27 protein-coding genes and 1 other RNA gene are annotated in these 26,307 nt (G+C 50.5%); 18 read left to right on the top strand and 10 right to left on the bottom strand.

Features of this window, described 5'->3' with window-relative positions; genetic code table 11:
• The first annotated feature begins 50 nt into the window (after positions 1-50).
• From mscS to A9B99_RS21890, 3 genes are all read left to right on the top strand, one after another.
• Positions 51-902: a small-conductance mechanosensitive channel MscS gene (gene mscS / locus A9B99_RS21900; protein WP_064601214.1), complete on the top strand. Its 852-nt coding sequence runs from the start codon at positions 51-53 to the stop codon at positions 900-902.
• Between the two features lie 225 nt (positions 903-1,127).
• Positions 1,128-1,760, top strand: a complete 633-nt coding sequence (argO, locus tag A9B99_RS21895; RefSeq protein ID WP_064601213.1) for an arginine exporter ArgO — start codon at positions 1,128-1,130, stop codon at positions 1,758-1,760.
• A gap of 114 nt (positions 1,761-1,874) precedes the next feature.
• Positions 1,875-2,606 (top strand): oxidative stress defense protein, encoded by a 732-nt coding sequence (locus A9B99_RS21890; RefSeq protein WP_064601212.1) that lies wholly within the window; start codon positions 1,875-1,877, stop codon positions 2,604-2,606.
• 70 nt (positions 2,607-2,676) lie between these two features.
• On the opposite strand, the gene A9B99_RS21885 is transcribed toward A9B99_RS21890, so the two are convergent.
• Positions 2,677-3,129: a hypothetical protein gene (locus A9B99_RS21885; RefSeq protein ID WP_064601211.1), complete on the bottom strand. Its 453-nt coding sequence runs from the start codon at positions 3,127-3,129 to the stop codon at positions 2,677-2,679.
• 150 nt (positions 3,130-3,279) lie between these two features.
• A complete protein-coding gene (argP, locus tag A9B99_RS21880) occupies positions 3,280-4,173 on the bottom strand; it encodes a DNA-binding transcriptional regulator ArgP (protein ID WP_064601210.1) in 894 nt (297 codons plus the stop codon).
• A gap of 198 nt (positions 4,174-4,371) precedes the next feature.
• Between argP and rpiA the strand changes: the two genes are divergently transcribed.
• Positions 4,372-5,031 carry a ribose-5-phosphate isomerase RpiA gene (gene rpiA / locus A9B99_RS21875; RefSeq protein ID WP_064601209.1) on the top strand — a complete coding sequence of 220 codons (660 nt, stop codon included), beginning with the start codon at positions 4,372-4,374 and terminating at the stop codon, positions 5,029-5,031.
• Between the two features lie 281 nt (positions 5,032-5,312).
• Positions 5,313-6,551 carry a phosphoglycerate dehydrogenase gene (serA, locus tag A9B99_RS21870; protein WP_064601208.1) on the top strand — a complete coding sequence of 413 codons (1,239 nt, stop codon included), beginning with the start codon at positions 5,313-5,315 and terminating at the stop codon, positions 6,549-6,551.
• Between the two features lie 220 nt (positions 6,552-6,771).
• Here the strand turns inward: serA and A9B99_RS21860 are convergent, their stop codons facing one another.
• The 3 genes from A9B99_RS21860 to zapA form a co-directional block, all read right to left on the bottom strand.
• Positions 6,772-7,368 (bottom strand): 5-formyltetrahydrofolate cyclo-ligase, encoded by a 597-nt coding sequence (locus A9B99_RS21860; RefSeq protein WP_064601206.1) that lies wholly within the window; start codon positions 7,366-7,368, stop codon positions 6,772-6,774.
• 27 nt (positions 7,369-7,395) lie between these two features.
• Positions 7,396-7,579, bottom strand: a non-coding RNA gene (gene ssrS, locus A9B99_RS21855) — 6S RNA.
• Positions 7,580-7,620: 41 nt separating this feature from the next.
• Entirely contained in the window at positions 7,621-7,950 is a 330-nt protein-coding gene (gene zapA, locus A9B99_RS21850) for a cell division protein ZapA (protein WP_036102818.1), read from the bottom strand.
• Between the two features lie 165 nt (positions 7,951-8,115).
• Here zapA and A9B99_RS21845 point away from each other — a divergent pair, with 165 nt between their 5' ends.
• The 8 genes from A9B99_RS21845 (at position 8,116) to A9B99_RS21810 (ending at position 18,116) form a co-directional block, all read left to right on the top strand.
• Positions 8,116-8,697, top strand: a complete 582-nt coding sequence (locus A9B99_RS21845) for a YecA/YgfB family protein (protein ID WP_156519119.1) — start codon at positions 8,116-8,118, stop codon at positions 8,695-8,697.
• A 33-nt stretch (positions 8,698-8,730) separates the two neighbouring features.
• Entirely contained in the window at positions 8,731-10,044 is a 1,314-nt protein-coding gene (pepP, locus tag A9B99_RS21840) for a Xaa-Pro aminopeptidase (RefSeq protein ID WP_064601204.1), read from the top strand.
• Positions 10,041-11,219, top strand: coding sequence for a 2-octaprenyl-6-methoxyphenyl hydroxylase (gene ubiH, locus A9B99_RS21835; RefSeq protein WP_064601203.1), 1,179 nt, complete (start codon positions 10,041-10,043; stop codon positions 11,217-11,219). Before pepP ends, ubiH begins: the two co-directional genes overlap by 4 nt.
• 8 nt (positions 11,220-11,227) lie before the next feature.
• Positions 11,228-12,436 (top strand): FAD-dependent 2-octaprenylphenol hydroxylase, encoded by a 1,209-nt coding sequence (gene ubiI, locus A9B99_RS21830; protein WP_064601202.1) that lies wholly within the window; start codon positions 11,228-11,230, stop codon positions 12,434-12,436.
• Positions 12,437-12,841: 405 nt separating this feature from the next.
• Positions 12,842-13,939 (top strand): glycine cleavage system aminomethyltransferase GcvT, encoded by a 1,098-nt coding sequence (gcvT, locus tag A9B99_RS21825; RefSeq protein ID WP_064601201.1) that lies wholly within the window; start codon positions 12,842-12,844, stop codon positions 13,937-13,939.
• A 20-nt stretch (positions 13,940-13,959) separates the two neighbouring features.
• Positions 13,960-14,349 (top strand): glycine cleavage system protein GcvH, encoded by a 390-nt coding sequence (gene gcvH, locus A9B99_RS21820; RefSeq protein ID WP_064601200.1) that lies wholly within the window; start codon positions 13,960-13,962, stop codon positions 14,347-14,349.
• Positions 14,350-14,422: 73 nt separating this feature from the next.
• On the top strand, positions 14,423-17,299 hold the full coding sequence (gene gcvP, locus A9B99_RS21815) for an aminomethyl-transferring glycine dehydrogenase (RefSeq protein ID WP_064601199.1): 2,877 nt from the start codon (positions 14,423-14,425) through the stop codon (positions 17,297-17,299).
• A 73-nt stretch (positions 17,300-17,372) separates the two neighbouring features.
• Entirely contained in the window at positions 17,373-18,116 is a 744-nt protein-coding gene (locus A9B99_RS21810; RefSeq protein ID WP_064601198.1) for an SDR family oxidoreductase, read from the top strand.
• A 108-nt stretch (positions 18,117-18,224) separates the two neighbouring features.
• Here A9B99_RS21810 and A9B99_RS21805 read toward each other — a convergent pair whose 3' ends face one another.
• From A9B99_RS21805 to A9B99_RS21795, 3 genes are all read right to left on the bottom strand, one after another.
• Positions 18,225-19,658, bottom strand: a complete 1,434-nt coding sequence (locus tag A9B99_RS21805; RefSeq protein ID WP_064601197.1) for a 6-phospho-beta-glucosidase — start codon at positions 19,656-19,658, stop codon at positions 18,225-18,227.
• A 183-nt stretch (positions 19,659-19,841) separates the two neighbouring features.
• Positions 19,842-20,576, bottom strand: a complete 735-nt coding sequence (locus A9B99_RS21800; RefSeq protein ID WP_064601196.1) for a MurR/RpiR family transcriptional regulator — start codon at positions 20,574-20,576, stop codon at positions 19,842-19,844.
• A 33-nt stretch (positions 20,577-20,609) separates the two neighbouring features.
• Positions 20,610-21,212, bottom strand: a complete 603-nt coding sequence (locus tag A9B99_RS21795) for an HD domain-containing protein (protein ID WP_064601195.1) — start codon at positions 21,210-21,212, stop codon at positions 20,610-20,612.
• Positions 21,213-21,386: 174 nt separating this feature from the next.
• Between A9B99_RS21795 and trhA the strand changes: the two genes are divergently transcribed.
• Entirely contained in the window at positions 21,387-22,040 is a 654-nt protein-coding gene (gene trhA, locus A9B99_RS21790; protein ID WP_064601194.1) for a PAQR family membrane homeostasis protein TrhA, read from the top strand.
• Between the two features lie 102 nt (positions 22,041-22,142).
• Here trhA and ygfZ read toward each other — a convergent pair whose 3' ends face one another.
• The gene (gene ygfZ / locus A9B99_RS21785) at positions 22,143-23,132 is read right to left on the bottom strand and encodes a tRNA-modifying protein YgfZ (RefSeq protein WP_064601193.1); all 990 of its coding nucleotides are present in this window, start codon (positions 23,130-23,132) and stop codon (positions 22,143-22,145) included.
• 241 nt (positions 23,133-23,373) lie between these two features.
• Between ygfZ and sdhE the strand changes: the two genes are divergently transcribed.
• Both sdhE and A9B99_RS21775 read left to right on the top strand, forming a co-directional pair.
• Entirely contained in the window at positions 23,374-23,640 is a 267-nt protein-coding gene (gene sdhE, locus A9B99_RS21780) for an FAD assembly factor SdhE (RefSeq protein ID WP_064601192.1), read from the top strand.
• Positions 23,621-24,028 (top strand): protein YgfX, encoded by a 408-nt coding sequence (locus A9B99_RS21775; protein WP_064601191.1) that lies wholly within the window; start codon positions 23,621-23,623, stop codon positions 24,026-24,028. The genes sdhE and A9B99_RS21775 overlap by 20 nt, the downstream gene beginning before the upstream one ends.
• Before the next feature lie 14 nt (positions 24,029-24,042).
• On the opposite strand, the gene fldB is transcribed toward A9B99_RS21775, so the two are convergent.
• A complete protein-coding gene (gene fldB / locus A9B99_RS21770; protein WP_064601254.1) occupies positions 24,043-24,564 on the bottom strand; it encodes a flavodoxin FldB in 522 nt (173 codons plus the stop codon).
• Positions 24,565-24,662: 98 nt separating this feature from the next.
• Here fldB and xerD point away from each other — a divergent pair, with 98 nt between their 5' ends.
• Together xerD and dsbC are read left to right on the top strand one after the other, a co-directional pair.
• Positions 24,663-25,559: a site-specific tyrosine recombinase XerD gene (gene xerD / locus A9B99_RS21765; protein ID WP_064601190.1), complete on the top strand. Its 897-nt coding sequence runs from the start codon at positions 24,663-24,665 to the stop codon at positions 25,557-25,559.
• Positions 25,560-25,582: 23 nt separating this feature from the next.
• Positions 25,583-26,281: a bifunctional protein-disulfide isomerase/oxidoreductase DsbC gene (gene dsbC / locus A9B99_RS21760; RefSeq protein WP_064601189.1), complete on the top strand. Its 699-nt coding sequence runs from the start codon at positions 25,583-25,585 to the stop codon at positions 26,279-26,281.
• Positions 26,282-26,307: the final 26 nt, after the last annotated feature.

Raw genomic sequence — 26,307 nt, 5'->3', positions numbered from 1 at the left:
CATCTTTGAGGTGTATATTTGCTTTTGACTAACGGAGACAAGGAATCCAGATGGAAGACATACATGTTGTGGACAGCATAAATGATGCAGGCACCTGGTTGATGCGCAATCAGGCTTTGTTGGTTGATTACGCCGTTAATATTGTCTCAGCCGTAGTCATCATTATTATTGGCTTTGTGGTAGCCCGCTTAATTTCTAACGCGCTGAACCGTGTTATGCAGGCCCGCAAAATTGATGCCACCGTTGCAGATTTTCTGTCTGCGCTGGTTCGCTATGGCATTATTGCGTTCACCCTGATTGCTGCATTAGGCCGAATTGGGGTACAAACCGCTTCTGTAATTGCCGTATTAGGTGCCGCCGGTTTAGCTGTTGGCCTTGCGTTGCAGGGGTCGTTGTCTAACCTTGCTGCCGGCGTTCTGCTGGTAACATTCCGCCCGTTCCGTAGTGGCGAATATGTTGACCTGGGTGGTGCTGCGGGTACCGTACTGAATGTCCAGATCTTCTCTACCACACTGCGCAGCGTGGATGGCAAGATAATCGTTGTTCCTAACGGCAAAATTATCTCTGGTGATATCATTAACTATTCGCGCGAACCTGTACGCCGTAATGATTTCATGATTGGTGTGTCCTATGATGCGGATATCGATCAGGTGAAAAAAATCATCACTGATATTCTGATGGCTGATGAACGCGTTATTAAAGATAAAGGCATCACTGTGCGTCTGCATGAACTGGGTGACTCTTCCCTTAACTTTGTAGTGCGTGCCTGGAGCAATAGTGCCGATCTCTTTGAAGTGTACTGGGATACACTGGAAAAAATTAAGAAGGCTCTGGATGCTAATGGTATTGGCATTCCTTACCCGCAAATGGATGTGCATATGATTCGTGAGCAAGAAAAATAATCTGTTGCTCTCAGGTTGTTGTGATGCCTGAGGAAAATGTGGTTTTTCTGCATAATGAAGCACGTCGATGACAGTTCTCGTCATCAGCCCGAATGGCCAGTTTGTACTGGCCATTATTATAGTCTCTATTATTAGATATTCTTATTAATAATTAGAAACATCAATTTCCACTAATAAAACAAACTACGTAGACTGCGCGCCATTCCCAAAATAAAAGGATGAACTATGTTTAGCTGGTATCTGCAAGGGCTGGCGTTGGGCGCAGCAATGATTTTACCCCTTGGGCCACAGAATGCGTTTGTAATGAATCAGGGAATTCGTCGCCAGTATCACCTGATGATTGCGGCACTGTGTTCCTTAAGTGATTTAGTGCTGATTTGTGCCGGGATTTTTGGTGGCAGCGCACTGTTGATGCAGTCGCCCTGGCTTCTGGCCCTGGTAACCTGGGGCGGCGTGGCGTTTTTGTTATGGTATGGATGGGGCGCGTTCAAAACAGTATTCAGCCGCGATATTACGCTGGATGAAGCACAGATAGCGGGCCAGGGGCGCTGGCGTATCATTACGACGATGCTGGCGGTGACATGGCTCAACCCCCATGTGTATCTGGACACTTTCGTGGTATTAGGCAGCCTGGGAGGGCAACTGGCCACTGAGCCGAAACGGTGGTTTGCTCTGGGGACTGTCAGCGCCTCGTTTCTGTGGTTTTTTGGCCTGGCACTGCTCGCGGCCTGGCTTGCCCCACGCCTGCGTACTCAACATGCGCAACGGGTTATCAATTTTGTAGTCGGTAGCGTGATGTGGTTCATTGCATTAAGACTTGCACGGGAAGGCGTTCATCATCTTCAGGGGTTGTTTTGATAACAGGCTGGCGTAATTATCCTATGGACATCTGGAGATTAATCGTTACTCTTGCTCGCAGGATGTAACGAGAAGTACTTCCTGTCAGGTTAAAAATTGCATGGAGGATAAGAAATGAAGTTTAACGTGTTGTTACTGGCAAGTGTTTTAGGATTGACCTCTTTTTCTGGTGTCGCGAATGAGTTACCGAACGGACCTCATATTGTCACATCAGGGAGTGCCAGTGTAGACGCAGTGCCAGATATCGCGACGTTATCTATCGAGGTGAGCGTTACGGCGAAGGATGCAGCCAGCGCGAAAAAACAGGCCGATGAGCGTGTTGCGCGTTACTTTTCTTTCCTGCAGGAAAAGGGTGTCGATAAAAAAGATATTGATGCGGCGAATTTACGTACTCAGCCTGAATACGAATATCTGAAAGAAGGCAAGCGCGAACTTAAAGGCTATCGTGCTGTGCGCAACGTTGTTGTTACGGAGCGCAAACTGGATGGCCTTAGCGGGTTGCTTGATGGTGCACTTAAGGCCGGGTTGAATGAAATTCGTTCCGTTTCCCTGGGAGTCTCCAGCCCGGATGCCTATAAAGAACAGGCACGTAAGGCTGCAATCAATGACGCTATTGCACAGGCAAATTCACTTGCGCAAGGTTTCCACGCTAAATTGGGCCCGGTATACAGTGTGCGTTACCACGTAGCCAATTATCAGCCGTCGCCTGTGATGCGTATGATGAAAGCAGACGCAGCCCCTGTTTCTGCTGAAGATACCTACGACCAGCAAACGATTCAGTTTAATGATCAGGTAGATGTGGTATTCGAAATGAGCCCACAGACCGCCTCTGCTCCGGCGCAATGATAACTGTTTACGGCCAACACAAGTAAAAAAGGCTTCCACCTGGAAGCCTTTTTTATGAGCAAATGCTGGTTCAGTACCAAATGGGCTGGCGGCGGGGGAATAAATTCATCGCGCTTGTGATAATCAGCGCGATGACCGCAGCAGCCACAACATAACCATATACCGAGAAATCACTTAACGGAACATGGCTTAACCGGTTGGTATTAAGTGGTTCGAAAAAGGTACTTTTCACTTGCAGCAAGGCCATCAGTACCAGCAGGTTACTGACTGCCAGCCCTAAGGTACAAACCAGGGCCTTCAGTAATGACGACATCGCAAAAACGCGCTGCAGAATCACTGTACCCAGGCTTCCGGAAATTGCGAAAACAAAGGTATGCCACATCTGGCACTCAGCCGTTGCTGCCGCGCTGGAAATAAACAGTGTCTTGCCGTGAAAGTACATCACCGCGGCCGGAAGATAAAGGCTGTAACCCAATATCCCAAACAGCCCGAGAGAAAAAATCGTGATAAATAACGTTTTCATGCCAGTCTGCAATACCCGCCTGTGCGAATTAACCGCCGCATTGTCTAACATTCCCGTGCCGACGGATAATAACCAGTTTTATCTGTTTGTTATTAAATATTACAGAGAACACTCGCCAGGGTTCGGGAAATAAACAGGCAAAAAAGACCGTTATTCCTGGCGTAATACTTTGTGCCCAAACGCCAGCAGTGCATCAGTCACTTTACGCATCATACGGCTTTCAGGAGCAAACCTGTGCCAGTAAAGCATACGGCGTTGAAACAGCCCTGGTGTTAAATCGATAAGCTCACCGCTGTTTAACTCTTTTTCAATTTGCAGATGCGGAATCATACAGCAGGTTGTTCCCTGACGTGCGAGCTGAACAAATGCTTCTGATGAGTTCACGATATGGCAGGGCACACTGCCCGGGGAAAGATCAAAGTTCTGTTGCAAAAACGCCTGATGCATATCATCAAGGTGGTCAAATGCCACGGCGGGAGCCTTCAGCAAAGATGTACGGTTAACACCATTGGGAAAATAACGTGCTGCAAAAGCTTTGGAACCGACAAACAGGTAATCCAGCGCCCCGAGTTTGTCGACCAGGCAACTGGGCAGTGCCTGAGATTGTATACTCACGGCACCAACCACTTCACCGCGGCGTAAACGCTCCTGAGTACGGGTTTCGTCTTCAACTTGCAGGTTGAGGCGAATCGGGGAATCAGCCAGTACCGGGGCTAGCGCCGGAAGCAACCAGGTTGCCAGACTGTCGGCGTTCACCGCCAGTGACAAGAGCAGTGGTGTTGACCCTGTTTGTTCATCGCCAAGCCATTCTTCTTCAAGTAATTCTACCTGGCGCAGCAATGCCAGAAGTTTCTGCCCTTGCTCTGTAGGCCGGGGAGGAACTGTTCTTACCAACAGGGGCTGACCGAACAAATTTTCCAACTGTTTGATTCGTTGAGACACCGCAGACTGGGTGATACAAAGCTTTTGTGCTGCACGCTCAAACCCGCGTTCGCGGATAACTGCGTCCAGCGCCTGTAGTGTTTTGTAGTCCGGGCGTTTCATTATTTCGGTGTGCTCCTGTTTTTTTGGCTTCTGGCACTATGACATAAAACCAGACATGATCCAGCGAAAATCCTTACATATGGCATGCAAGTTGCCTTTCATTCGGCGTATTTTGGCCTTAAACACGGTATTTTTACTGGCTCTGTTCTATAATACGCCCCCGGTTTTTTCATCTTTTCTATCACAGGCAAAAACACCATGACGCAGGATGAACTGAAAAAAGCAGTGGGATGGGCCGCTTTACAGTACGTGCAACCCGGAACTATCGTTGGTGTCGGCACGGGGTCTACCGCCGCACATTTTATTGATGCACTGGGCACTGTTAAGCATCAAATTGAGGGCGCAGTATCCAGTTCCGATGCTTCGACCGCCAAACTCAAAGCGCTGGGTATTCCCGTGTTTGATCTTAACAATGTTGACGCGCTTGGTATTTATGTTGATGGCGCAGATGAGATTAACGGGCAGATGCAAATGATCAAAGGTGGTGGTGCTGCCTTAACCCGGGAAAAAATCATTGCTTCTGTAGCAGATAAATTTATCTGTATTGCTGATGCATCCAAACAGGTTGATATTTTGGGTAATTTCCCGCTGCCAGTTGAAGTTATTCCTATGGCCCGCAGCTGCGTTGCGCGCAGCCTGGTCAAGTTAGGTGGGCGCCCGGAGTATCGCCAGGGGGTTCTGACCGATAACGGTAACGTAATTCTGGATGTTTACGGTTTATCCATCATTGATCCGGTTGCCACAGAAAATGCCATTAATGCGATTCCCGGTGTGGTGACTGTTGGGTTGTTTGCCAACCGTGGCGCGGATATTGCGCTTATTGGTACAGCTGATGGTGTGAAAACTATTGTGAAATGATCTGGCTGGGGGGCTTTTCTGCCCTCCAGAAGCTGTCGTTTTGAAAAAATTTAAGAAATTTTAAATTTAGTGATAATGTTCACATTTAATTCCTGTTGTGGTTTTTATTCCTGCTTTTTTTGATTTTTTTGGCGTGAATCCCCGGCTTTCCTTCTTACTTGCATTTTGTTCAGCATAAGTGACAAAACATCGTTATTGCCGGGGGCGTAATTTTTGATATGTTGACAGAAGGCTGGCTTATTTCATGCAGCGTATTCTTTCAGATAACACAGGGTCGGGAAATGGCAAAAGTATCACTGGAGAAAGACAAGATTAAGTTCCTGCTGGTTGAAGGTGTGCATCAAAAAGCAATCGATAACCTTCGTGCTGCAGGCTACAACAACATTGAATATCATAAAGGCGCACTGGACACCGAATCACTCAAAGAGTCCATCCGTGATGCTCATTTTATTGGTTTACGATCCCGTACCCATCTGACTGAAGACGTTTTTGCCGCGGCTGAAAAATTGGTTGCGGTAGGGTGTTTCTGTATCGGTACAAATCAGGTTGACCTGGATGCAGCAGGTAAACGTGGTATCCCGGTATTTAATGCGCCGTTCTCAAATACCCGTTCTGTTGCTGAACTGGTTATTGGTGAGCTGCTGTTGCTGCTGCGCGGCGTACCGGCCGCGAACGCCAAAGCACACCGCGGTGTCTGGCATAAACAGGCAGTGGGTAGCTTTGAAGCACGCGGTAAAAAACTGGGTATTATTGGTTACGGTCATATTGGTACTCAGTTAGGGATTCTGGCCGAATCTCTGGGTATGCACGTTTATTTCTATGATATTGAAAGCAAACTGCCGTTGGGCAATGCCACCCAGGTTCAGCATTTATCAGATTTACTGAATATGAGTGACGTGGTCAGCCTGCATGTGCCGGAAAATGCATCCACCAAAAACATGATGGGTTCAGAACAGATAGCCATGATGAAGCCAGGCTCACTGTTAATTAATGCCTCCCGCGGTACTGTGGTTGACATCGACGCACTGTGCGACGCACTGGCAAGCCAGCACCTGGCCGGGGCAGCCATTGATGTCTACCCAACAGAACCGGCAACAAACAGTGACCCATTCACTTCGCCGTTGTGCGAGTTTGATAACGTGCTGCTGACTCCGCATATTGGTGGTTCAACCCAGGAAGCGCAGGAAAATATTGGTATCGAAGTGGCCGGTAAGCTGGTGAAATATTCTGATAACGGTTCAACACTTTCTGCAGTGAATTTCCCGGAAGTGTCTTTGCCTCAGCATACCAGCAGCACCAGCCGTTTGCTGCATATCCACGAGAACCGCCCCGGCATTCTGACCGCAATCAACCATATTTTTGCCGATCAGGGGATCAATATTGCAGCGCAGTACCTGCAAACTTCTCCGCATATTGGTTATGTGGTTATTGATATCAATGCGGCAGAAGATGTCGCTGATGCAGCACTGCAGAGCATGAAAGCTATTCCGGGGACAGTACGTGCCCGCCTGCTGTACTAATTAATACATTGCTGCATTGAGCCTTCCTTTGGGAAGGCTGAGGCCGATGACAAACCTCATGTCTGTACAGAACCAGAGGGTGTCACCCAATAAAAATAAGGAAAATCAATTTATTGGTTTTCGGCTGTTAACTAAAAAGAAGGAAAAACCACGTTTTTTCCTTCTTTTTCATCAATCGGAGCCTTCCTTTGGGAAGGCTTTTTTATGCGCCGGCAGTGAGTTACCAGGCCCAGAGTTTTGACGGCGTCACAATAGTGGGTAAGGGAATATCCCATCGCTCGGTGGGGAGTGCCTCCACATGCTGGCAGTCATGCGCGTAGCCTACCGGGATAAAACCATGTTCACGCCAGTTTTGTAGTGTCCGGTCATAAAACCCTCCACCCATACCCAGCCGTTGGCCAGTGCTGTCGAACGCAACCAGAGGGGTTACCAGAATATCGAGATGCTGCAAGGGCAGAATCTGGCGCACATCAAGGCGCGGCTCGGGAATCCTCAGGCGGTTGACTACCAGCTCAGTATCCGGCTCATAACGCACCATAATAAGCCCACCGGTGCTGAACGGGTGCAGAACCGGAAGGTAAACCGAGCGGTTCATTGCCCACAGGCGTTCAATCAGTGGGCGAGTGTCGAGTTCGCCGTCTACAGAGAGGAATAACCCAATATGCTGTGCGCTTGCTGCGGGGGACCAGCTCAGAAAACGTTTGGCCGCTTCATGAGCGGAAGATTGTTGCTGATGAGGAGTTAAAGCCCGCCGAACCTGTCGAATATGCTGACGAATATGTTGCCGGGAAGCAGATACATCCGGTGAGTGCGACATAGACAATGAGATGATGAAAAGAAAGAGGGAATCTCCGAGATGCCGCCGCAGGCTGTAACCCTTGAACCCGTGGTTCAAGGTGAATGTGTCGTCACGACCTTAAGGCTTCCCGGACTGACCGGGCATGCTCACCGGTCGTGGAGCGTCACATTCTGTTTGTTTGAAATATCGGCTCAGGGGACTGGCCCGCTTGCGAACATCTCAGAGAAATTTTTAATTCATGGTTACTGTACCACAGTCAACCCAGAATTGTTATTCAAACTTCGTTTCCGGCCTTTCAGTTATGCGACCTTGTTCAAGTAATGCCTGTTCAATGGTCTGCTGTAACATCCGGATTCGTTGCTCCATACTGGCAGCATAGTCACGGGTTTTCGCTTTTTCTTGTGACAGCTCATAACAGATGTTGAGCGCCGCAATGAAAACCAATTGCTCTGTATTGGTGACTCTAGTGCGAACTTTCAGATCTTGCAACCGTTGATTCAATTCATCAGCGGCCAGATTCAGCGCATCACGTTGTTCAGGCGGACAATTCACGCGCAGTGAACGACCAAAAATTTGAATGTCGACTGGTTCTGCAGACATGACACCTTCCTGCTGTTTACTCGCCTGCCTTATCGCAGCCCTGGGGCGGCGAAGGGGCGCTACTATAGCTACCCTTATATGAAGATACAAGCCCTTTTCTGGTATCTCCTGGGGCCGAAGTGGTAGCATAACACGAACTTAGCTTCCCAACGACGAAGAATGCGCATGTCTATACAAAATGAGATGCCTGGCTATGCCAGCATAAACCAGTTGCTCAACCAACAAAATGTTGGTTTAACGCCGTCGGAAATGCACGGATTGATTAGCGGGATCTTATGTGGCGGGAACAATGACAGTTCCTGGCAACCGCTTGTCCACGATTTGACTAACGAAGGCCTGGCGTTCAGCCAGAACCTTGCTGACAGCCTGCGCCAGATGCATGGCGCCACCAGTGATGCACTGGAAGATGAAGGCTTCCAGTTCCAGTTATTCATGCCTGACGGTGAGGATGTGTCAGTGTTTGACCGTGCAGATGCTCTTTCTGGCTGGGTGAATCACTTCCTGCTGGGGCTGGGAGTGACTCAGCCGCGCCTGGATAAAGTGAAAGGTGATCTTGGCGAAGCGATTGCTGATTTACGCAATATCGCTCAACTGGGTTACGACGAAGACGAAGATATTGAAGAACTGGAAATGTCTTTGGAAGAAATTGTTGAGTATGTGCGTGTTGCGGCATTGCTGTGTTATGAAACATTTAACCGCCAGCAACCAACAGCACCGGAAGTACAACAAAAACCCACACTGCATTAATTCAACGTGGGGTCAGGAACGAAAGGAGGGGTGATGAATCAACAGGAATTTCTTCGCCGCCGTCAGGCTATGTTGGCAAAAATGGCGCCAGCCAGTGCGGCGCTGTTTTTTGCGGCTCCTGAGGCACCGCGCAGTGCTGACAGCGAGTATCCTTATCGGCAAAATAGTGATTTCTGGTACTTCACAGGTTTTAACGAGCCGGAAGCATTGCTGGTCTTAATTAAGAGCGATGATACGCACAATCACAGTGTGTTGTTTAACCGGGTGCGGGACAAAACGGCAGAAATCTGGTTTGGTCGTCGCCTGGGGCAGGAAGCTGCGCCGGAAAAACTCGGAGTGGACAGATCTCTGGCTTTTGACGAAGTGGATGACAACCTCGCTCAACTGCTTAATGGGCTGGACTGTGTTTACCACGCGCAGGGTCTCTATGACTATGCAGACAGCATTGTTTTTGGCGCGCTGGATAAATTACGCAAAGGCAGCCGCCAGAACCTGAAAGCCCCTTCCACACTGACTGACTGGCGCCCCTGGGTGCATGATATGCGCCTGTTTAAATCACCCGAGGAAATCGCGGTATTACGCCGTGCCGGGGAGATAACCGCATTGGGCCACACCCGGGCGATGGTAAAGTGCCGCCCGGGAATGTATGAATACCAACTGGAAGGTGAAATCCTCCACGAATTTAACCATCATGGCGCACGTTATCCCTCATACAACACGATTGTCGGAGGCGGGGAAAACGGCTGTATTCTGCATTACACCGAAAATGAAAGCCTGCTGCGTGCCGGCGACCTGGTATTAATTGATGCCGGGTGCGAGCTGGAAGGGTATGCAGGGGATATTACCCGCACTTTCCCTGTTAACGGGCGCTTCACTCCGGCGCAGCGGGCGGTTTATGACATCGTACTGGAATCGCTTGAAACGGCACTTTCGTTATATGGTCCGGGTACAACCATGCAGGAAGTGACAGAAGCTGTTGTGCGCGTAATGGTCATGGGTCTGGTTCGCCTTGATATCTTACAGGGTGATATCGACGCCCTGATAACCCAAAACGCACACCGGCAATTTTTCATGCATGGCCTGAGCCACTGGCTGGGGCTTGATGTCCATGATGTCGGGGAATATGGGCCGGATCGCTCACGCCCGCTGGAACCTGGCATGGTACTGACGGTTGAACCCGGTTTGTATATTGCGCCAGATGCAGATGTACCGGAAATCTACCGGGGCATTGGTATTCGTATCGAAGATGACATTGTGATTACAGCCACCGGGAACGAAAACCTGACTGCCAGTGTAGTGAAATCTGCAGATGATATCGAAGCACTGATGGCGGCATCACACTCATGAGTATTGTGATTGCAGGAGGCGGAATGACCGGCGCGACACTGGCGCTGGCTATCTCCACCCTTACTCAGGGTAAGTTACCTGTTCATCTCATCGAAGCCCGTTCCCCTGATGCCTGTCAGCACCCGGGGTTTGACGCCCGGGCTATTGCCCTGGCAAAAGGCACCTCCACTCAGTTAGCAAAGCTAGGGGTGTGGCAGGCATTGCAGGACTGCGCTACGCCACTGACACAAGTTCAGGTTAGCGACCGCGGTCATGCCGGGTTTGTGACACTGCAGGCCAAAGATTATGCCATTACTGAGCTGGGCCATGTTGTTGAACTCCATGATGCCGGGGTTCGCCTGTTTCGGCTATTGCGCGATGCCCCTGGTGTGACACTGCATTGCCCGGCACGGGTTGAATCTGTAACACGCAGCACTGACAGCGTTACAGTGACGCTGGATAACCAAACAACCGTTGTGGGCAAAGTGCTGGTGGCTGCTGATGGCACTCTGTCTGCTGTTGGTAAAGCTTGTGGCCTTGCCTGGCAACAAGATGACTACCAACAAGTAGCCGTCATCGCGAATGTAACAACCGCATGTTCACCAGATGGCCGGGCTTTTGAGCGCTTCACCGCCAGTGGGCCACTGGCAATGCTGCCGATGTCTGGTGGGCGCAGTTCACTGGTCTGGTGCCACCCGTTATCACAACAAGCTGAGGTTATGAGCTGGAGTGATGAGCAGTTTTGCACACAGCTTCAGCGCGCCTTTGGCTGGCGGCTGGGGCGTATTTGCCATGCAGGTGAGCGCAGTGCATACCCACTTCGGTTAACTACGGCAGTGGCCGCTACTTCGCACCGTGTAGTGGCAGTGGGTAACGCTGCACAAACCATGCACCCTATTGCCGGGCAGGGTTTTAATCTTGGCATACGCGATGTGATGTCGCTGGCTGAGGAATTCGCCAGCGCGTTTAATCAGCAGCAGGATCCGGGCTCATGTGCGGTACTGGCACGCTATAATGCGCGCCGTACTCCTGACCGGGAGGCGACAATTGGCGTCACTGATGGCCTGGTTCACTTGTTTGCCAACCCATGGGGGCCGCTGGTTGTTGGGCGCAACATAGGTTTAATGGCGATGGATATCCTGGCGCCAGTGCGTGAAGCGCTGGCAAAACGCACCCTGGGCTGGGTGATTCGGTAAGGAGCATTATGGTTCAGAGTGTGGATGTCGCCATTATTGGCGGTGGAATGGTTGGGCTGGCCGTAGCCTGCGGTCTGCAGGGTAGTGGGCTGCGGGTTGCTGTCGTGGAAAATCAGCCATGCCAGCCAGTTGATGCGTCTGCGCCTCCGGCGCTGCGCGTTTCGGCAATCAATGCGGCCAGTGAAAAATTACTGCGCCGTCTCGGAGCCTGGGAGCGAATGGCGCCACAACGTACCAGTGAATGGCATGGTATGGAAGTGTGGGAAAAAGACAGCTTTGGGCGCATAGCTTTTGATGATCGCACTGCGGGTGAGCATGCGCTGGGTTATATCATTGAGAATAGCGTGATAAACCAGGCATTGTGGCAACAGGCTGAGCAGTCGGCAGATGTCTCATTTTATGCCCCGGCTGAAGTGAATTCAGTTGCCTGGGGTGAAAATGAGGCATTTATTACGCTCAAAGATGGCGAGATGCTCACTGCCCGGCTGGTTGTCGGTGCTGATGGCGCACGCTCATGGTTGCGTAGCCAGGCGAATATACCGCTCACCTTTTGGGATTATCGGCACCATGCCCTGGTCGCCACTATTCGCACTCAGGAGCCACATCAGGCTGTTGCTCGCCAGGTATTTCATGGCGATGGCATTCTGGCTTTTCTGCCACTTAACGATCCTCACTTGTGTTCTATTGTCTGGTCATTGCCGCCCGATAAAGCCCGTGAAATGCAGGAGGCGGTCCCTGAAGTGTTTAACCGCGAACTGAGCATTGCATTTGATTTGCGCCTGGGTCGCTGTGAGTTGAGCAGTGACCGCCAGTGTTTCCCTCTTACCGGGCGTTATGCGCGGCAGTTTGCCGCTCACCGGCTGGCTTTGGTAGGCGATGCAGCACACACCATTCACCCGCTGGCGGGGCAGGGCGTGAACCTGGGCTTTATGGATGCAGCTGAGTTGGTGGGGGAATTACGGCGTTTGCACCAGCAAGGAAAAGATATCGGTCAGTACCTGTATCTGAAACGCTATGAAAGGCAGCGTAAATACAATGCCGCATTGATGCTGGCTGGCATGCAATCCTTCCGTGAATTGTTCGCAGGTACTAACCCGGCACTGAAACTGGTGCGTGATGTTGGCCTGAAACTCGCCGACACATTACCCGGCGTTAAACCCCGCATTATTCGCCAGGCTATGGGGCTTAATAATTTACCCCAATGGTTGCGTGATTGATCATCAGCGCCGTGTTTACGGTTGGTAAACCGGCGCGCCTTTCATTTGAAATATTCTAATTTCACTCCTTTTTTCAGATTAGTTTTATTTATCTGAATTTTTTCCTGAATTTCGCGTTTTCCTGAGTATTTGGAGATTAATATCATTTAAATCGGAAACCGGTACGCAAAAGCTGGAGAAAATTTTATGTTTTTGTGGTTAATCCAGTTTAATTAACTGGTAGTTGTGTTGTTAAAAATACTCATAAGATAAAGTGATGACCCATTTTACCTTATGGTTAAGCAGGCTTTTCAGTGGTAAGTTCAGGCAAAAGATAACGTTTGCGTCGGGGCAAGTCAGGGTATTGTTTTCCCCAGGCCAGACGTGAGCGTTCCGCAATTGCGGGCTATTACTGAAGAGGACAACATGACTCAGCAAACTCCGTTGTTTGAGCAGCATAAACAGTGCGGCGCGCGCATGGTGGATTTCCATGGCTGGATGATGCCACTGCATTATGGCTCGCAAATTGATGAACACCACGCCGTGCGCACGGATGCCGGGATGTTTGATGTGTCGCATATGACGATTGTCGATCTTCATGGCGAACGCACCCGTGAATTCTTGCGCTATTTGCTGGCAAATGATGTCGCGAAGCTAACCCAGCCAGGCAAAGCACTGTATACCGGGATGCTTAACGCCTCAGCGGGTGTCATCGACGATCTGATTGTCTATTTTCTCTCCGACTCCTGGTTCCGCCTGGTCGTCAACTCTGCAACCCGTGAAAAAGATCTTGCCTGGATCAATCAACAGGCAGCCTCTTATAGCATTGATATCAGCGTGCGCGATGACTTGTCATTGATTGCCGTACAGGGCCCGAATGCACAGCAGAAAGCGGCAACGTTGTTTACTGCACAGCAGCAACAGGCTGTTGCAGGTATGAAACCTTTCTTCGGCGTACAATCCGGGGATTTTTTCATTGCAACAACCGGTTATACCGGTGAAGCCGGGTACGAGATTGCACTGCCGGCAGAGCAGGCCGCAGATTTTTGGGAACAACTGGTTAAGGCCGGGGTGAAACCTTGTGGCCTGGGGGCCCGGGATACCCTGCGCCTTGAAGCCGGAATGAATTTATATGGCCAGGAGATGGACGAAAGCGTGTCTCCCCTGGCTGCAAATATGGGCTGGACTATTGCATGGCAACCTGAAGATCGCGACTTTATTGGGCGCGATGCTCTTGAAGCTCAACGCCTGCATGGTACCGAGCAACTGGTGGGCCTGGTGATGACCGAAAAAGGTGTACTGCGTGGTGGTTTACCTGTTCGTTTCACCGACACTGAAGGCACAGCACGCGAAGGTGTTATCACCAGTGGCTCTTTTTCTCCAACCTTAGGCTACAGTATTGCGCTGGCACGCGTACCGGCAGGTATTGGCAGCACAGCGGTTGTGCAGATCCGTAACCGGGAAATGCCGGTGCATGTGACTAAACCGATTTTTGTTCGCGCCGGTAAACCGGTGGCTCAGTAAATTTTTATCAGGAGAGAATTATGAGCAATGTGCCTAATGAGCTGAAATACACCAAAGAACATGAGTGGCTGCGTAAAGAAGAAGATGGTACTTACACTGTAGGTATTACCGAGCATGCGCAAGAGCTGCTGGGCGATATGGTGTTTGTTGATCTGCCGGAAGTGGGAGCCACTGTCAGCGCTGGTGATGACTGTGCCGTTGCTGAATCTGTTAAAGCGGCTTCAGACATCTATGCGCCAGTAAGTGGTGAGATTGTTGCTGTTAACGAAGAGCTGAATGACAGCCCGGAACAGGTTAACAGCGAGCCTTATGGCAATGGCTGGATTTTCAAAATTAAAGCCAGCGATACCTCTGAGATTGATGCGCTGCTGGATGCAGAAGCCTATGAGGCACTGCTGGAAGACGAGTAAAACCCGGGGGCTGGTAACTGCCAGCCCTGTAGCTATCTACTTATCGTAAGTTTCGTTTCAGGAAATACCGCCCATGACCCAGACCTTAAGCCAACTGGAAAACAATGAAGCGTTTATCGGTCGCCATATTGGCCCGTCGCCTGATCAACAGCAGGCCATGCTCGCTGTAGTTGGTGCCGATTCACTGGATGCGCTGACCGGGCAAATTGTGCCCAAAGATATTCAACTGGCACAACCACCTTATATTGGTGAAGCGGCTACCGAAGCGCAGGCGCTGGCTGAATTAAAAACAATTGCCAGCCGTAACAAGCGTTTCCGTTCGTTTATAGGTATGGGGTATACGGCGGTTCATACGCCACCCGTTATTTTGCGTAACATGTTGGAAAACCCTGGCTGGTACACGGCTTATACCCCGTATCAGCCTGAGGTTTCTCAAGGGCGCCTGGAAGCTTTGCTGAATTTCCAGCAGGTGACACTCGACCTCACCGGTATGGACATGGCCTCCGCTTCTTTGCTGGATGAAGCGACTGCGGCTGCAGAAGCTATGGCGATGGCAAAACGCGTCAGTAAGCTCAAGAACGCCAACCGCTTTTTTGTCGCCAATGACGTCCATCCGCAAACGCTGGATGTTGTCCGTACCCGCGCAGAAACCTTTGGTTTTGAGGTTGTAGTGGATGACGCTGATAAAGTGCTGGAACTCCCGGATATCTTTGGTGTGTTGCTGCAGCAGGTAGGAACCACTGGTGAAGTGCATAACTACAGCGACTTAATCGCGCAACTGAAGCAGCGTAATATCGTGGTGAGTGTTGCGGCAGATATTATGGCGCTGGTGATGCTGACAGCACCCGGTAAGCAAGGTGCTGATATCGTTTTCGGTTCCGCACAGCGTTTTGGCGTGCCGATGGGTTACGGTGGCCCACATGCTGCATTCTTCGCAGCGCGTGACGCGCATAAGCGTGCGATGCCAGGGCGGCTTATTGGTGTATCCCGCGATGCAGCTGGTAACATTGCATTGCGTATGGCGATGCAAACCCGCGAACAACATATTCGCCGTGAAAAGGCGAACTCCAATATTTGTACGTCACAGGTTTTACTGGCCAATATCGCCAGCCTGTATGCTGTATGGCACGGCCCGGTTGGGCTGAAACGTATTGCCGGGCGTATTCACCGCTTTACCGATATTCTGGCCTGTGGCCTGAAGCAAAAAGGGGTTTCACTACGTCATCAGCACTGGTTTGACACACTGTGTGTGGAAGTGAGTGATAAAGCCAGTGTGCTGGCGCGTGCTCAGGAACAAGGTATCAACCTGCGTAGCGATATTCATAATGCAGTGGGGATTACTCTGGATGAAACCACTACCCGGGAAGATGTTCTCAGCCTGTTTAGCGTGTTGTTGGGCGACGATCATGGTCTGGATATTGCCCAACTGGATAAAGAAACCGCACTGGACAGCCGCTCACTACCGGCAGAAATGCTGCGTGACGATGACATACTGACGCATCCGGTTTTCAACCGTTATCACAGTGAAACTGAGATGATGCGCTATATGCACAGCCTGGAGCGCAAAGACCTGGCACTGAATCAGGCCATGATCCCACTGGGCTCCTGCACCATGAAGCTCAATGCTGCGGCTGAAATGATCCCCATTACCTGGCCCGAATTTGCCGAACTGCACCCATTCTGCCCGGTGGATCAGGCTGAAGGTTATCATTACATGATTAACCAACTGTCTGAGTGGCTGGTGAAACTGACCGGATATGATGCCCTGTGTATGCAGCCTAACTCGGGTGCCCAGGGGGAATATGCCGGCCTGCTGGCGATTCGCCGTTATCACGAAAGCTGCAACCAGGGGCAGCGCGATATCTGCCTTATCCCCAGTTCAGCTCACGGTACCAACCCGGCATCAGCACAAATGGCGGGCATGCAGGTGGTCGTGGTGGCCTGTGATAAGCAAGGCAATATCGACCTCGATGATTTGCGTGCCAAAGCAGAGGCAGCTGGTGACAAACTCTCCTGCATCATGGTGACATACCCGTCCACCCATGGCGTGTATGAAGAAACTATTCGCTCTGTGTGTGACATTGTGCACCAGGCGGGTGGCCAGGTTTACCTGGATGGCGCGAATATGAATGCTCAGGTTGGCATTACATCACCCGGTTTTATTGGCTCGGATGTATCACATCTCAACCTGCACAAAACCTTCTGTATTCCTCACGGCGGTGGCGGCCCGGGAATGGGGCCGATTGGTGTTAAAGCACACCTGGCTCCGTTTGTTCCAGGCCACAGCGTGGTGCAAATTGAAGAAATGCTGACCCAGCAGGGCGCGGTGTCTGCCGCACCATTTGGCAGTGCTTCCATTCTGCCTATTAGCTGGATGTACATACGCATGATGGGTTCACAAGGCCTGAAGCAGGCCAGTCAGACGGCAATTCTGAATGCCAACTATATTGCCACACGCCTTAAAGATGCCTATCCGGTGCTGTATACCGGCCAGGATGGCCGTGTGGCACACGAATGTATTCTGGATATCCGCCCGCTGAAAGAGCAAACCGGTATCAGTGAACTGGATATCGCGAAACGCCTGATTGATTATGGGTTCCATGCTCCAACCATGTCTTTCCCGGTAGCCGGTACGCTGATGGTGGAACCAACGGAATCGGAAAGCAAAGTTGAACTGGATCGCTTTATTGATGCCATGCTGGCTATCCGCGGTGAAATTGCCAAAGTTGGTGCGGGTGAATGGACCCTGGATGATAACCCACTGGTGAATGCACCGCACACACAGCAAGAACTGGCTCAGGCTGTGTGGCCGCACAGCTATACCCGTGAACTTGCTGCGTTCCCGGCGGGTTACGGCAATAAATACTGGCCGACGGTTAAACGCCTGGACGATGTTTACGGTGACCGCAACCTGTTCTGCTCCTGTGTCCCGATGAGCGAATACGACTAGTCAAATTTTGTTTTTTGTTAATTTTATGTTAAGGGTGCTTCGGCACCCTTTTTATTTTGGAGTAAAGCAAAGGATGAAAATAGCACTGGTGACAGGCGCCAGCCGTGGAATCGGGCGGGCAACGGCACAATTATTAGCGCAAAGCGGCTATGCTGTGGTGGTTCACTACCGCGAAAACCAGCAAGCGGCAGATGAAGTGGTTACCGATATTGTTCAGCATGGTGGGCAGGCATGGGCGTATCCGGCTGATATGTCACAGGAAACGGACATCGTAAATTTATTTGCCTGGATTGATACGTTGCCGGGCTCACTACATGCACTGGTCAATAATGCTGGTGTGTTATTTCCTCAGTCGGGTATTGAAGGGCTGGATGCTGAGCGAATCAACGCAGTATTACATACCAATGTTACCGGCCCTTTTATTTGCTGCCGGGAAGCGGTAAAACGCATGAGCCAGCACTCAGGTAACCCGGGAGGCGCTATTGTGAATGTTTCCTCTGCGGCGGCCCGTCTTGGGTCACCTGGCGAATATGTTGATTACGCCGCGTCAAAAGGCGCGCTGGATACATTGACCCGGGGGTTATCGCTGGAAGTGGCTGCTCTGGGGATCCGCGTGAATGGTGTCCGGCCTGGGTTTATTTATACCGGGATGCATGCCAGTGGTGGTGAACCCGGTCGGGTAGACAGAATTAAGTCCCGTTTGCCCATGCAACGCGGGGGAGAACCCCATGAAGTGGCTCAGGCAATTGTCTGGTTACTCAGTGACAATGCGTCTTACGTGACAGGCTCATTTATTGATTTGGCTGGTGGGCTGTAAAAATGCCTGTAGCCCTGCCGCAAGGTGACCTGCACGCAGGCTGGTATCAGCCTGTAAAAGAAAAAGCCCCGCAGTACGCGGGGCCTGAGAAACATGCTGGTTGGGTTATCAGAGTTCTTCACCATTGCTGGCAATCACGCCCTGATACCACCAGAAGCTTTTCTTCCGCGAGCGGGACATATCACCCGTGCCATCATCGTGTTTATTCACATAAATAAACCCGTAGCGCTTGCTGTATTGCCCGGTAGTGAAAGAGACGCAGTCAATGCAGCCCCATGGGGTATAGCCCATCAGATCCACACCATCATAAGTGACAGCTTTCACCATTTGTTCGACATGTGCGCGCAGGTACTCAATACGGTAGTCATCATTGATACTGCCATCCTCTTCAACTTTGTCGTAAGCGCCAAAGCCATTTTCGACAATGAACAGCGGTTTCTGATAGCGTTCATACAGTTCACACAGAGCATAACGCAGGCCAACCGGGTCAATTTGCCAGCCCCAGTCAGAGGCTTTAACATGTGGGTTCGGTACGCTGCCTTCAAAACCGGAAATGGCATCGCCACTGCCACCTTCTGCTTTTACCGCATTGGTCATGTAATAGCTGAATCCCAGGTAATCACAGCATCCTTCACGCAGAATTTGCTCGTCACCTTCTTCCATGTGGATAGTAAACCCACGGCGTTCCCATTCGTTGAGTACATAAGCCGGGTAGTAGCCCCGCAATTGCACATCGGTAAAGACATAACGTTCACGCATGGATTCCTGTGCATACATCACGTCATCCGGGTTACAGGTAAACGGATACAACGGCACCATGGCAAGCATGCAGCCAATTTTCATTTCCGGGTTGATTTGGTGGCCGGCTTTAACCGCCATTGCGCTGGCAACAAACTGGTGATGCAGAACCTGATACATGGTTTCTTCAGGGTTCTCATGGTCGGTATACACCACACCAGAGCAGCAATAACCAAATAAAGGCGCGCGCCAGTTACGCTGGTTATTAATTTCGTTGAACGTCATCCAGTATTTCACTTTGGATTTATAACGCTCAAACACCACTTCGGCGAAGCGAACGAAGAAATCGACAACTTTACGGTTAGTCCAGCCACCGTATTCCTGCACCAGGTGTAAAGGCATTTCAAAATGCGACAGGGTGATGACTGGCTCAATATTGTATTTGAGCATTTCATCAAACATGTCGTCGTAAAATTTCAGGCCCTCTTCATTTGGCTGGGCTTCGTCTCCTTTGGGAAAAATTCGCGTCCAGGCAATGGATGTCCGGAAGCATTTGAAGCCCATTTCGGCAAACAGCTTAATGTCTTCTTTGTAATGACCATAGAAGTCGACTGCGTCATGGTTAGGGTAGTATTTACCTGTTTCTGGTTGCTGGGTAATCTCGCGTGGCACACCGTGAGCGCCACCGGTCAGCACATCACAAATGCTGGGGCCTTTTCCACCTTTATCCCAGCCACCTTCAACCTGGTGTGCTGCAACAGCGCCACCCCACAAAAAATCCTTTGGCAGTGTGAGTTTTTTCATAACGTCCTCTGAGTGTTGTGCACGCGATATCCTGGTTTTACCGCCCGAAAATTGGGTGCAAAACAGAACGGATATTCAGCAGTTAAAGTCATGATTCAGAGTCTGTCAAAAGCAGGTGCAAATGTCACGATATAACAAAATCAGTGAGTTGTGACTAGTTACATGTAAAAAACAGGGCGTTTTTTAGGCCAGTTTTCGGGCGAGTTTCCGGCCTAATGTTTCCAGAATATAGACGACAGGTAACTGGCTGGTAATGTCGTGATTGCCGGAAATACGCATCTGGGGAATATGCCAGGAAATATTGAAATCCGCCATACGAGCCAGTGACGAGTTGTCATTGCTGGTGATTGACATAACTTTGCAGTGATGCAGGCTGAACTGGCTGGCAAACCGCAAAATTTCCGGTGTTTCTCCAGAAACGGAAAGTACAATGGCCAGCGCGTTTTTCGCCATATCGTTATTGACCGGGAAATATGGGTCGTCAATATGGTTACTGAATTTTCCCATATTGGAGAAAAAACGCGCACCGTATTTCGCCATAGAGCCTGATGTGCTGGCACCCACAAATATAATACGCTCTGAATGGCAGATAATATCAACTGCCTGGTTAAGCAACGCATCAAACTCCGGGTTATTCACACTGTTAAAGAAACTGATGATTTCACCGGTGCCAAAATTGGCGGGCAGTGGTTCGGCCTGAGATAAATAGAGCTTAAAACGCACACGAAACTCAGAATAACCATCACAACCCAGCTTGCGGCAGAAACGTAAGACCGTGGTTGTGGAAACCCCGGCGGCTTCTGCCAGTTCCCGGATAGTCATATACATCACGGCATCATGATTCTTGATGGCGTAGTTGTAGACCAGTAATTCCAGGTTGTTCAGTCCGGCTATTGCCGCATGGTTAAATAAGGTCACAGCGGGTATCCTGAATCATAAAGCCAATGGTCGTTAGCGTAACCAGCCTTTTTCGTGAGCGGCATATAACTGTGTTTTGACATGTTCCCATAAGTCAGGCCAGACGTTGCCAACGCAGGTATTACGGCTGAGGACTTGCTCAAGCCGGACCTGGTTTTCCTGCCAGCTTTGCCCTTCATTATGCAGGTTTTGCAGTACCGGTAACACTCTGTCCAGTGCGCCTGCAAATTGGGCGTCGGGCGTGGTGCCTTCTTCATATTCCTGCCAGAGTGCCAAAAACTGGCTATTTTGTGGGGCGGGCAGCAGGCCAAATAAGCGCTCAGCCGCCAGGGCTTCCTGGCTGGCAATGGCGGCGCGGGCTTCCAGGTCGTATACCAGCACATCGCCGGTATCTATTTCAACAATATCATGTAGCAGCGCCATTTTTATTACCCGGTCAATATCTACCTTGCCGCCTGCAAAAGGTGCCAGGCTCATTGCGGCTACGGCAAAATGCCAACTGTGCTCAGCACTGTTTTCAGGACGCCCTGCGCCTAACAGCCGGGTACGGCGTTCAACTCGTTTGAGTTTATCAATTTCCATAAGAAAATTAATGATATCGGTAAATCTACCAAAACCAGGAGTACCACCGGCCATCGTCTTTATCCTGCTGTTATGTGCTGGCGCAAATTGTAAATCAAATTTCACTTACCTGCGATCAACCTGGAAATACCTGTACACATATTAAATTTCAGTGAACATGTGTTCACTGAAATCATTCTCAGTTAGGCTATATGTGCGGTGACCTTATTACTACCAGGAGTTGATCTTATGGCCCGGAAAGAACGTGTTGCACAGGGATATTCATTGGCAGAAGAGATTGCCAACAGTATCAGCCATGGGATAGGCCTGGTGTTTGGCATCGTTGGGCTGGTGTTATTACTGATTCAGGCCGTGGATACAAGGGCAGGGGCGACAGCCATAACCAGTTACAGCCTGTACGGCGGCAGCATGATATTGCTGTTCCTGGCGTCCACGCTCTACCACGCCATTCCGCATGCACGTATTAAACCGCTGCTGAAAAAATTTGATCACTGTGCCATCTACCTGTTGATTGCCGGTACTTATACACCGTTTTTGCTGGTTGGGCTGCGCTCGCCACTGGCCCATACCTTAATGGTTATTATCTGGAGCCTGGCATTAGCGGGAATTCTGTTTAAGCTCACCATTGCTCACCGGTTTAAAGTGCTGTCGTTGGTAACTTACCTGGCCATGGGGTGGCTTTCATTGCTGGTGGTGTACCAACTGGCAATGCGTATAGCTCCGGGAGGCGTTACTTTACTGGCCGCTGGCGGGGTGGTGTATTCACTTGGCGTGATTTTCTATGTTTGCCGACGTATTCCTTTTAACCATGCCATTTGGCACGGTTTTGTGTTGGGTGGGAGCGTGTGCCACTTCCTGGCGATTTACTTTTATGTGGGGTAAAGCTGGCAGGATAAAATAACAGGCAGGCTCAAGCGCTCATCTGCTGAAGTGCGCCAGGCTGAGCGCGTTTTCCCCAGGCCTGGCGCTAAAGCAAGGTGGGTATCAGTCTTCTTCTTCAAGTGAATAAGGCAGTTGCTCAAGATTGAGTTCGCTGCTTTCGTCGCCCAAAACACGGAATACAATGCCTGGTTCGATATCGTTATTCATTACGGCCTGAACCAGTATTCTGCCATCTTCCAACGATACAGCTGCCAGAACACGCCCGGTACGCCGCCAGTTGTCACCCATTTTCATTTCCAGCGCATCTGCTGGCGCGGGAACATGCGCGGCTTTACCCGCCAACAACCACATGGCGCGCTTGTTGGCTCCGCGGAATTTTGCCCGTGCCACCATCTCTTGCCCGGTATAACACCCTTTTTTAAAGCTGATTCCCCCCAGAGCCTGCAAATTTGTTGCCTGCGGGATGAACTCATTGGTGTTGGCTAAATCAATAATGGGGTAGCCTGCTTCAATATCCAGTGCCAGCCATTGCTGGCTGTTATTACGCTGAGCTTCGCCTTTGAGTTTATCAGCAACTACCTGAGCCTGTGCTGCGTCAGTGACCAGTAAAAAGCGCTCGGCGGGTAAAGGTAACCACAGTAACGTGGTGCCGCCATCCTGCACAACTGGCTGGCTTGCATCAGGCAGGGTTGTATAAACAGAGGCCAGTGCAGCACGAGCCTGAAAACCGGCCAGCCCCAGCAACACGGCGCTGACATCTGGTGCGATGGTGACTTTGGAAAAAACAGCGTATTTTTTGATTTCACTTAACTGGGTTTCGCAAACGCTGCGGCGCAGCACCCAGGAGAAACCTTCTTCACCAGAAAATAACCGCAGGTTACTCCACATTTTCCCTTTGGCATCGCAATGTGCGGTCAGCACATGTCCATGTTCCGTTAGCTGAGCAATATCTGCAGTAAGTTGCCCCTGAAGATATGTTTTACTGTCAGGGCCGCTGATGGTGCCAACGGCCCAGTCATCGAGCGTCATTAATGTCAAAGGAAGGCGCGCTGCGTTAACCGCCTGACGAGGCGCAAACGGATTGAAAGACATAGTGTTAGTCCCGTTTAAATGAGTGCGATATCCAACTATGGTAAAAGAGACGCAAGCCATTGCAAGGGCTTTCACCATACCTTTTGTGCCTTTGCGCGCAGGGCTGCAGGCTAATGTAATAACCTGCAACATTAAGAATAAAGTTAGAAGGATCAAGGAAAATCGCAGATTCCGGTGAAGAGTAGTGATAAAACAAGGTAAACTAGCCCGGTACCCGCTTGTGTATTACAGGAAAGAATGTATGGATATCAATAATAAAGCTCGTATTCATTGGGCATGCCGTCGCGGTATGCGCGAGTTAGACATTTCCATCATGCCTTTTTTCGAGCATGAATATGACACGTTGAGTGACAACGACAAACAAGCGTTTGTACGGTTGCTTACTTGTGATGACCCGGATCTCTTTAACTGGCTGATGAACCACGGTTCACCAGAGGATCCGGAACTGGCCCGAATGGTTGCACTGATTCAGTCACGGAATATGGCTCGTGGTCCTGTGGCACTCTGACCTGCGGGTTTCCTGGCAAACACAATGGCTTTCACTGCTGCTGCACGGTTTAGTTGCTGCGGCAGTGTTGTTTTTGCCCTGGCCACTGGCCTGGACGCCAGTATGGTTGTTGCTGGTTTCGCTGGTGGTGTTCGACTGTGTAAGAAGCCAGCGGCGTATCAATGCCAGCCATGGTGAATTGCAACTGTTAACCGAAAACCGGGTTAAATGGCAAGAAGCTGAGTGGGCGCTGGCAGGGCAACCCTGGATGTTGAAGTATGGTATTTTGCTGCGTTTGCGCCGGATTTCGGGAGGGCGCAAACACCATTTGTGGCTGGCAGCAGACAGCATGGACCAGAAAGCATGGCGTGATTTGCGCCGCTTACTGAATCAACACGGCGATACATAAGTATTTCCGGGTGGTCAGCCAAATGCCTGCGCCATTTCACCAAGAATTTGTTCACACCAGTTTTCGAGGCGTTCATCACTCAGGTCATACTGGCTGGTTTCATCCAGAGCCAGGCCAACAAACAGCTTGCCATCTGCGGTGACGGGTTTCTGGCTGGTAAAGGTGTAGCCTTCAGTTGGCCAGTAACCAATAAAGTGAACACCCAGGGGTTGTAGTTTGTCGTGCAGCATGCCCAGCGCATCAAGGAACCACTCGCTGTAACCTTCCTGGTCACCCATGCCGTACAGTGCGACAATTTTTCCCTTGAGGTTAAGGTCGCCCAGTTTGTCCCATATGGCTTCCCAGTCTTCCTGGATCTCACCGAAATCCCAGGTCGGTATTCCCATAATCAGCACATCATAGCTTTCCATTAATGTGGGAGAGTCGTCTTTCAGATTGTGCAGTTCCACCAGATCCGGGCCAATAATGTCGCGAATTTTTTCCGCAGCCATTTCGGTGTAGCAGGTGCTGGAGCCATAAAAAAGGCCGATTTTCATCATGTTAACCATTCATTTCTTATACCAACATGCATAGTGTACCAGATCCTCTGTTGGTTAAGGCATAATGCGCATATCTGGACAAATACGAGGCGAAAATGGACGACAATCTGGCACTGATTGAGCAGTTCCTCGATACGCTGTGGCTCGAGCGCAACCTGGCGGAAAATACGCTCAGTGCGTACCGGCGCGATTTACACATGGTTGTGGAGTGGCTCCATCACCGGCAACAAACTGTGTTATCCGCAACCGGTGACGATTTACAGGCGTTACTGGCTGAACGGGTTGAAGGCGGGTATAAAGCGACCAGTTCTGCCCGTTTATTGAGCGCGCTGCGGCGTTTTTTCCAGTATTTGTACAACGAAAAACTGCGTACTGATGACCCCAGTGCCAGGCTGGCATCGCCCAGGCTCCCTCAACGTTTACCCAAAGACCTGAGTGAAATCCAGGTTGAGCACTTGCTACAGGCTCCAGTAGTGGATATCCCCCTGGAGTTGCGAGATAAAGCCATGCTGGAGGTGCTTTACGCCACCGGGTTGCGTGTGTCTGAATTGGTGGGCCTGAGTATGAGTGATGTCAGCCTGCGCCAGGGCGTGGTTCGCGTGATTGGTAAAGGCGATAAAGAGCGTCTGGTGCCACTGGGTGAAGAAGCTGTTTACTGGCTGGAACAATATCTGGCATACAGCCGTCCCTGGTTACTCAATGGTGTGGCGTCTGATGTGCTTTTCCCCAGTCAGCGGGCAAGGCAGATGACACGCCAGACTTTCTGGCATCGTATTAAACATTACGCTACGCTGGCGGGCATCGACAGTGAGAAGCTTTCACCTCATGTGTTGCGCCACGCTTTTGCCACGCATTTGTTAAACCATGGTGCAGACTTGCGTGTGGTGCAAATGTTGCTGGGGCATAGCTCACTTTCTACAACGCAAATTTATACACATGTGGCCACGGAACGACTGCGCCAACTTCATCAACAGCACCACCCTCGCGCGTGAGTGCCGAAGCAAAAGGATGTTTTATGAAAAAAGGGTTTGTATTGCTTTCTTTAATGGCAGGGATGTTGCCAGGCCTGGTGCATGCCGATGACGACGCCATCAAAACGTCTTTGGGTAAACTGGGTGTCAGCCAGATGACCATCAAGCCTTCCCCCGTGCCGGGTATGAAAACAGTGCTGACACCGGCAGGCGTGTTGTATGTCACCGAAGATGGTAAACATGTGATTCAGGGGCCTTTGTATGATGTCAGTGGCGCGCGACCGGTTAACGTGACTAACGCGCTGTTAGTCAGCTCACTGGAAGCCCTGAAAGGTGAAATGATTGAATACAAAGCCACCCAGGAAAAACATGTAATTACCGTGTTTACGGATATCACCTGTGGTTATTGCCACAAACTGCATGAGCAGATGAAGGACTATAACAGCCTGGGCATCACCGTGCGTTACCTGGCTTTCCCCCGCCAGGGCATGCAAAGTGAAACGGCGGGTGCCATGAAAAATATCTGGTGTGCCGAAGATCCTAAAAAAGCCTTTGATAACGCAATGGCAGGCACGGAAGCACCAGCAGCGGATTGCAAGGTTGATATCGCGAAACACTACAACCTGGGCCTGCAGTTTGGTATCCAGGGGACACCGGCTGTAGTGCTGCAAAATGGCAGCGTGATCCCTGGTTACCAGGGGCCTGAAGAAATGAAAAATTTCCTGGATCAACATGACAGTTAAAGTTCAGCAAAGCGTGGTCAGTTTCG

This window comes from Mangrovibacter phragmitis, from assembly GCF_001655675.1.
In the GTDB taxonomy this organism is placed as follows: Bacteria; Pseudomonadota; Gammaproteobacteria; order Enterobacterales; family Enterobacteriaceae; genus Mangrovibacter; species Mangrovibacter phragmitis.
Note: the sequence above shows the minus strand (reverse complement) of the source record. Positions and strands in the feature narration are given on the sequence as shown.

Bases quoted from the DNA above. Each gene is read 5' to 3' on its own strand.
- mscS (WP_064601214.1), top strand. From the start codon at position 51: ATGGAAGACATACATGTTGTGGACAGCATAAATGATGCAGGCACCTGG.
- argO (WP_064601213.1), top strand. From the start codon at position 1,128: ATGTTTAGCTGGTATCTGCAAGGGCTGGCGTTGGGCGCAGCAATGATT.
- A9B99_RS21890 (WP_064601212.1), top strand. From the start codon at position 1,875: ATGAAGTTTAACGTGTTGTTACTGGCAAGTGTTTTAGGATTGACCTCT.
- A9B99_RS21885 (WP_064601211.1), bottom strand. From the start codon at position 3,129: ATGAAAACGTTATTTATCACGATTTTTTCTCTCGGGCTGTTTGGGATA.
- argP (WP_064601210.1), bottom strand. From the start codon at position 4,173: ATGAAACGCCCGGACTACAAAACACTACAGGCGCTGGACGCAGTTATC.
- rpiA (WP_064601209.1), top strand. From the start codon at position 4,372: ATGACGCAGGATGAACTGAAAAAAGCAGTGGGATGGGCCGCTTTACAG.
- serA (WP_064601208.1), top strand. From the start codon at position 5,313: ATGGCAAAAGTATCACTGGAGAAAGACAAGATTAAGTTCCTGCTGGTT.
- A9B99_RS21860 (WP_064601206.1), bottom strand. From the start codon at position 7,368: ATGTCGCACTCACCGGATGTATCTGCTTCCCGGCAACATATTCGTCAG.
- zapA (WP_036102818.1), bottom strand. From the start codon at position 7,950: ATGTCTGCAGAACCAGTCGACATTCAAATTTTTGGTCGTTCACTGCGC.
- A9B99_RS21845 (WP_156519119.1), top strand. From the start codon at position 8,116: ATGTCTATACAAAATGAGATGCCTGGCTATGCCAGCATAAACCAGTTG.
- pepP (WP_064601204.1), top strand. From the start codon at position 8,731: ATGAATCAACAGGAATTTCTTCGCCGCCGTCAGGCTATGTTGGCAAAA.
- ubiH (WP_064601203.1), top strand. From the start codon at position 10,041: ATGAGTATTGTGATTGCAGGAGGCGGAATGACCGGCGCGACACTGGCG.
- ubiI (WP_064601202.1), top strand. From the start codon at position 11,228: ATGGTTCAGAGTGTGGATGTCGCCATTATTGGCGGTGGAATGGTTGGG.
- gcvT (WP_064601201.1), top strand. From the start codon at position 12,842: ATGACTCAGCAAACTCCGTTGTTTGAGCAGCATAAACAGTGCGGCGCG.
- gcvH (WP_064601200.1), top strand. From the start codon at position 13,960: ATGAGCAATGTGCCTAATGAGCTGAAATACACCAAAGAACATGAGTGG.
- gcvP (WP_064601199.1), top strand. From the start codon at position 14,423: ATGACCCAGACCTTAAGCCAACTGGAAAACAATGAAGCGTTTATCGGT.
- A9B99_RS21810 (WP_064601198.1), top strand. From the start codon at position 17,373: ATGAAAATAGCACTGGTGACAGGCGCCAGCCGTGGAATCGGGCGGGCA.
- A9B99_RS21805 (WP_064601197.1), bottom strand. From the start codon at position 19,658: ATGAAAAAACTCACACTGCCAAAGGATTTTTTGTGGGGTGGCGCTGTT.
- A9B99_RS21795 (WP_064601195.1), bottom strand. From the start codon at position 21,212: ATGGCCGGTGGTACTCCTGGTTTTGGTAGATTTACCGATATCATTAAT.
- trhA (WP_064601194.1), top strand. From the start codon at position 21,387: ATGGCCCGGAAAGAACGTGTTGCACAGGGATATTCATTGGCAGAAGAG.
- ygfZ (WP_064601193.1), bottom strand. From the start codon at position 23,132: ATGTCTTTCAATCCGTTTGCGCCTCGTCAGGCGGTTAACGCAGCGCGC.
- sdhE (WP_064601192.1), top strand. From the start codon at position 23,374: ATGGATATCAATAATAAAGCTCGTATTCATTGGGCATGCCGTCGCGGT.
- fldB (WP_064601254.1), bottom strand. From the start codon at position 24,564: ATGAAAATCGGCCTTTTTTATGGCTCCAGCACCTGCTACACCGAAATG.
- xerD (WP_064601190.1), top strand. From the start codon at position 24,663: ATGGACGACAATCTGGCACTGATTGAGCAGTTCCTCGATACGCTGTGG.
- dsbC (WP_064601189.1), top strand. From the start codon at position 25,583: ATGAAAAAAGGGTTTGTATTGCTTTCTTTAATGGCAGGGATGTTGCCA.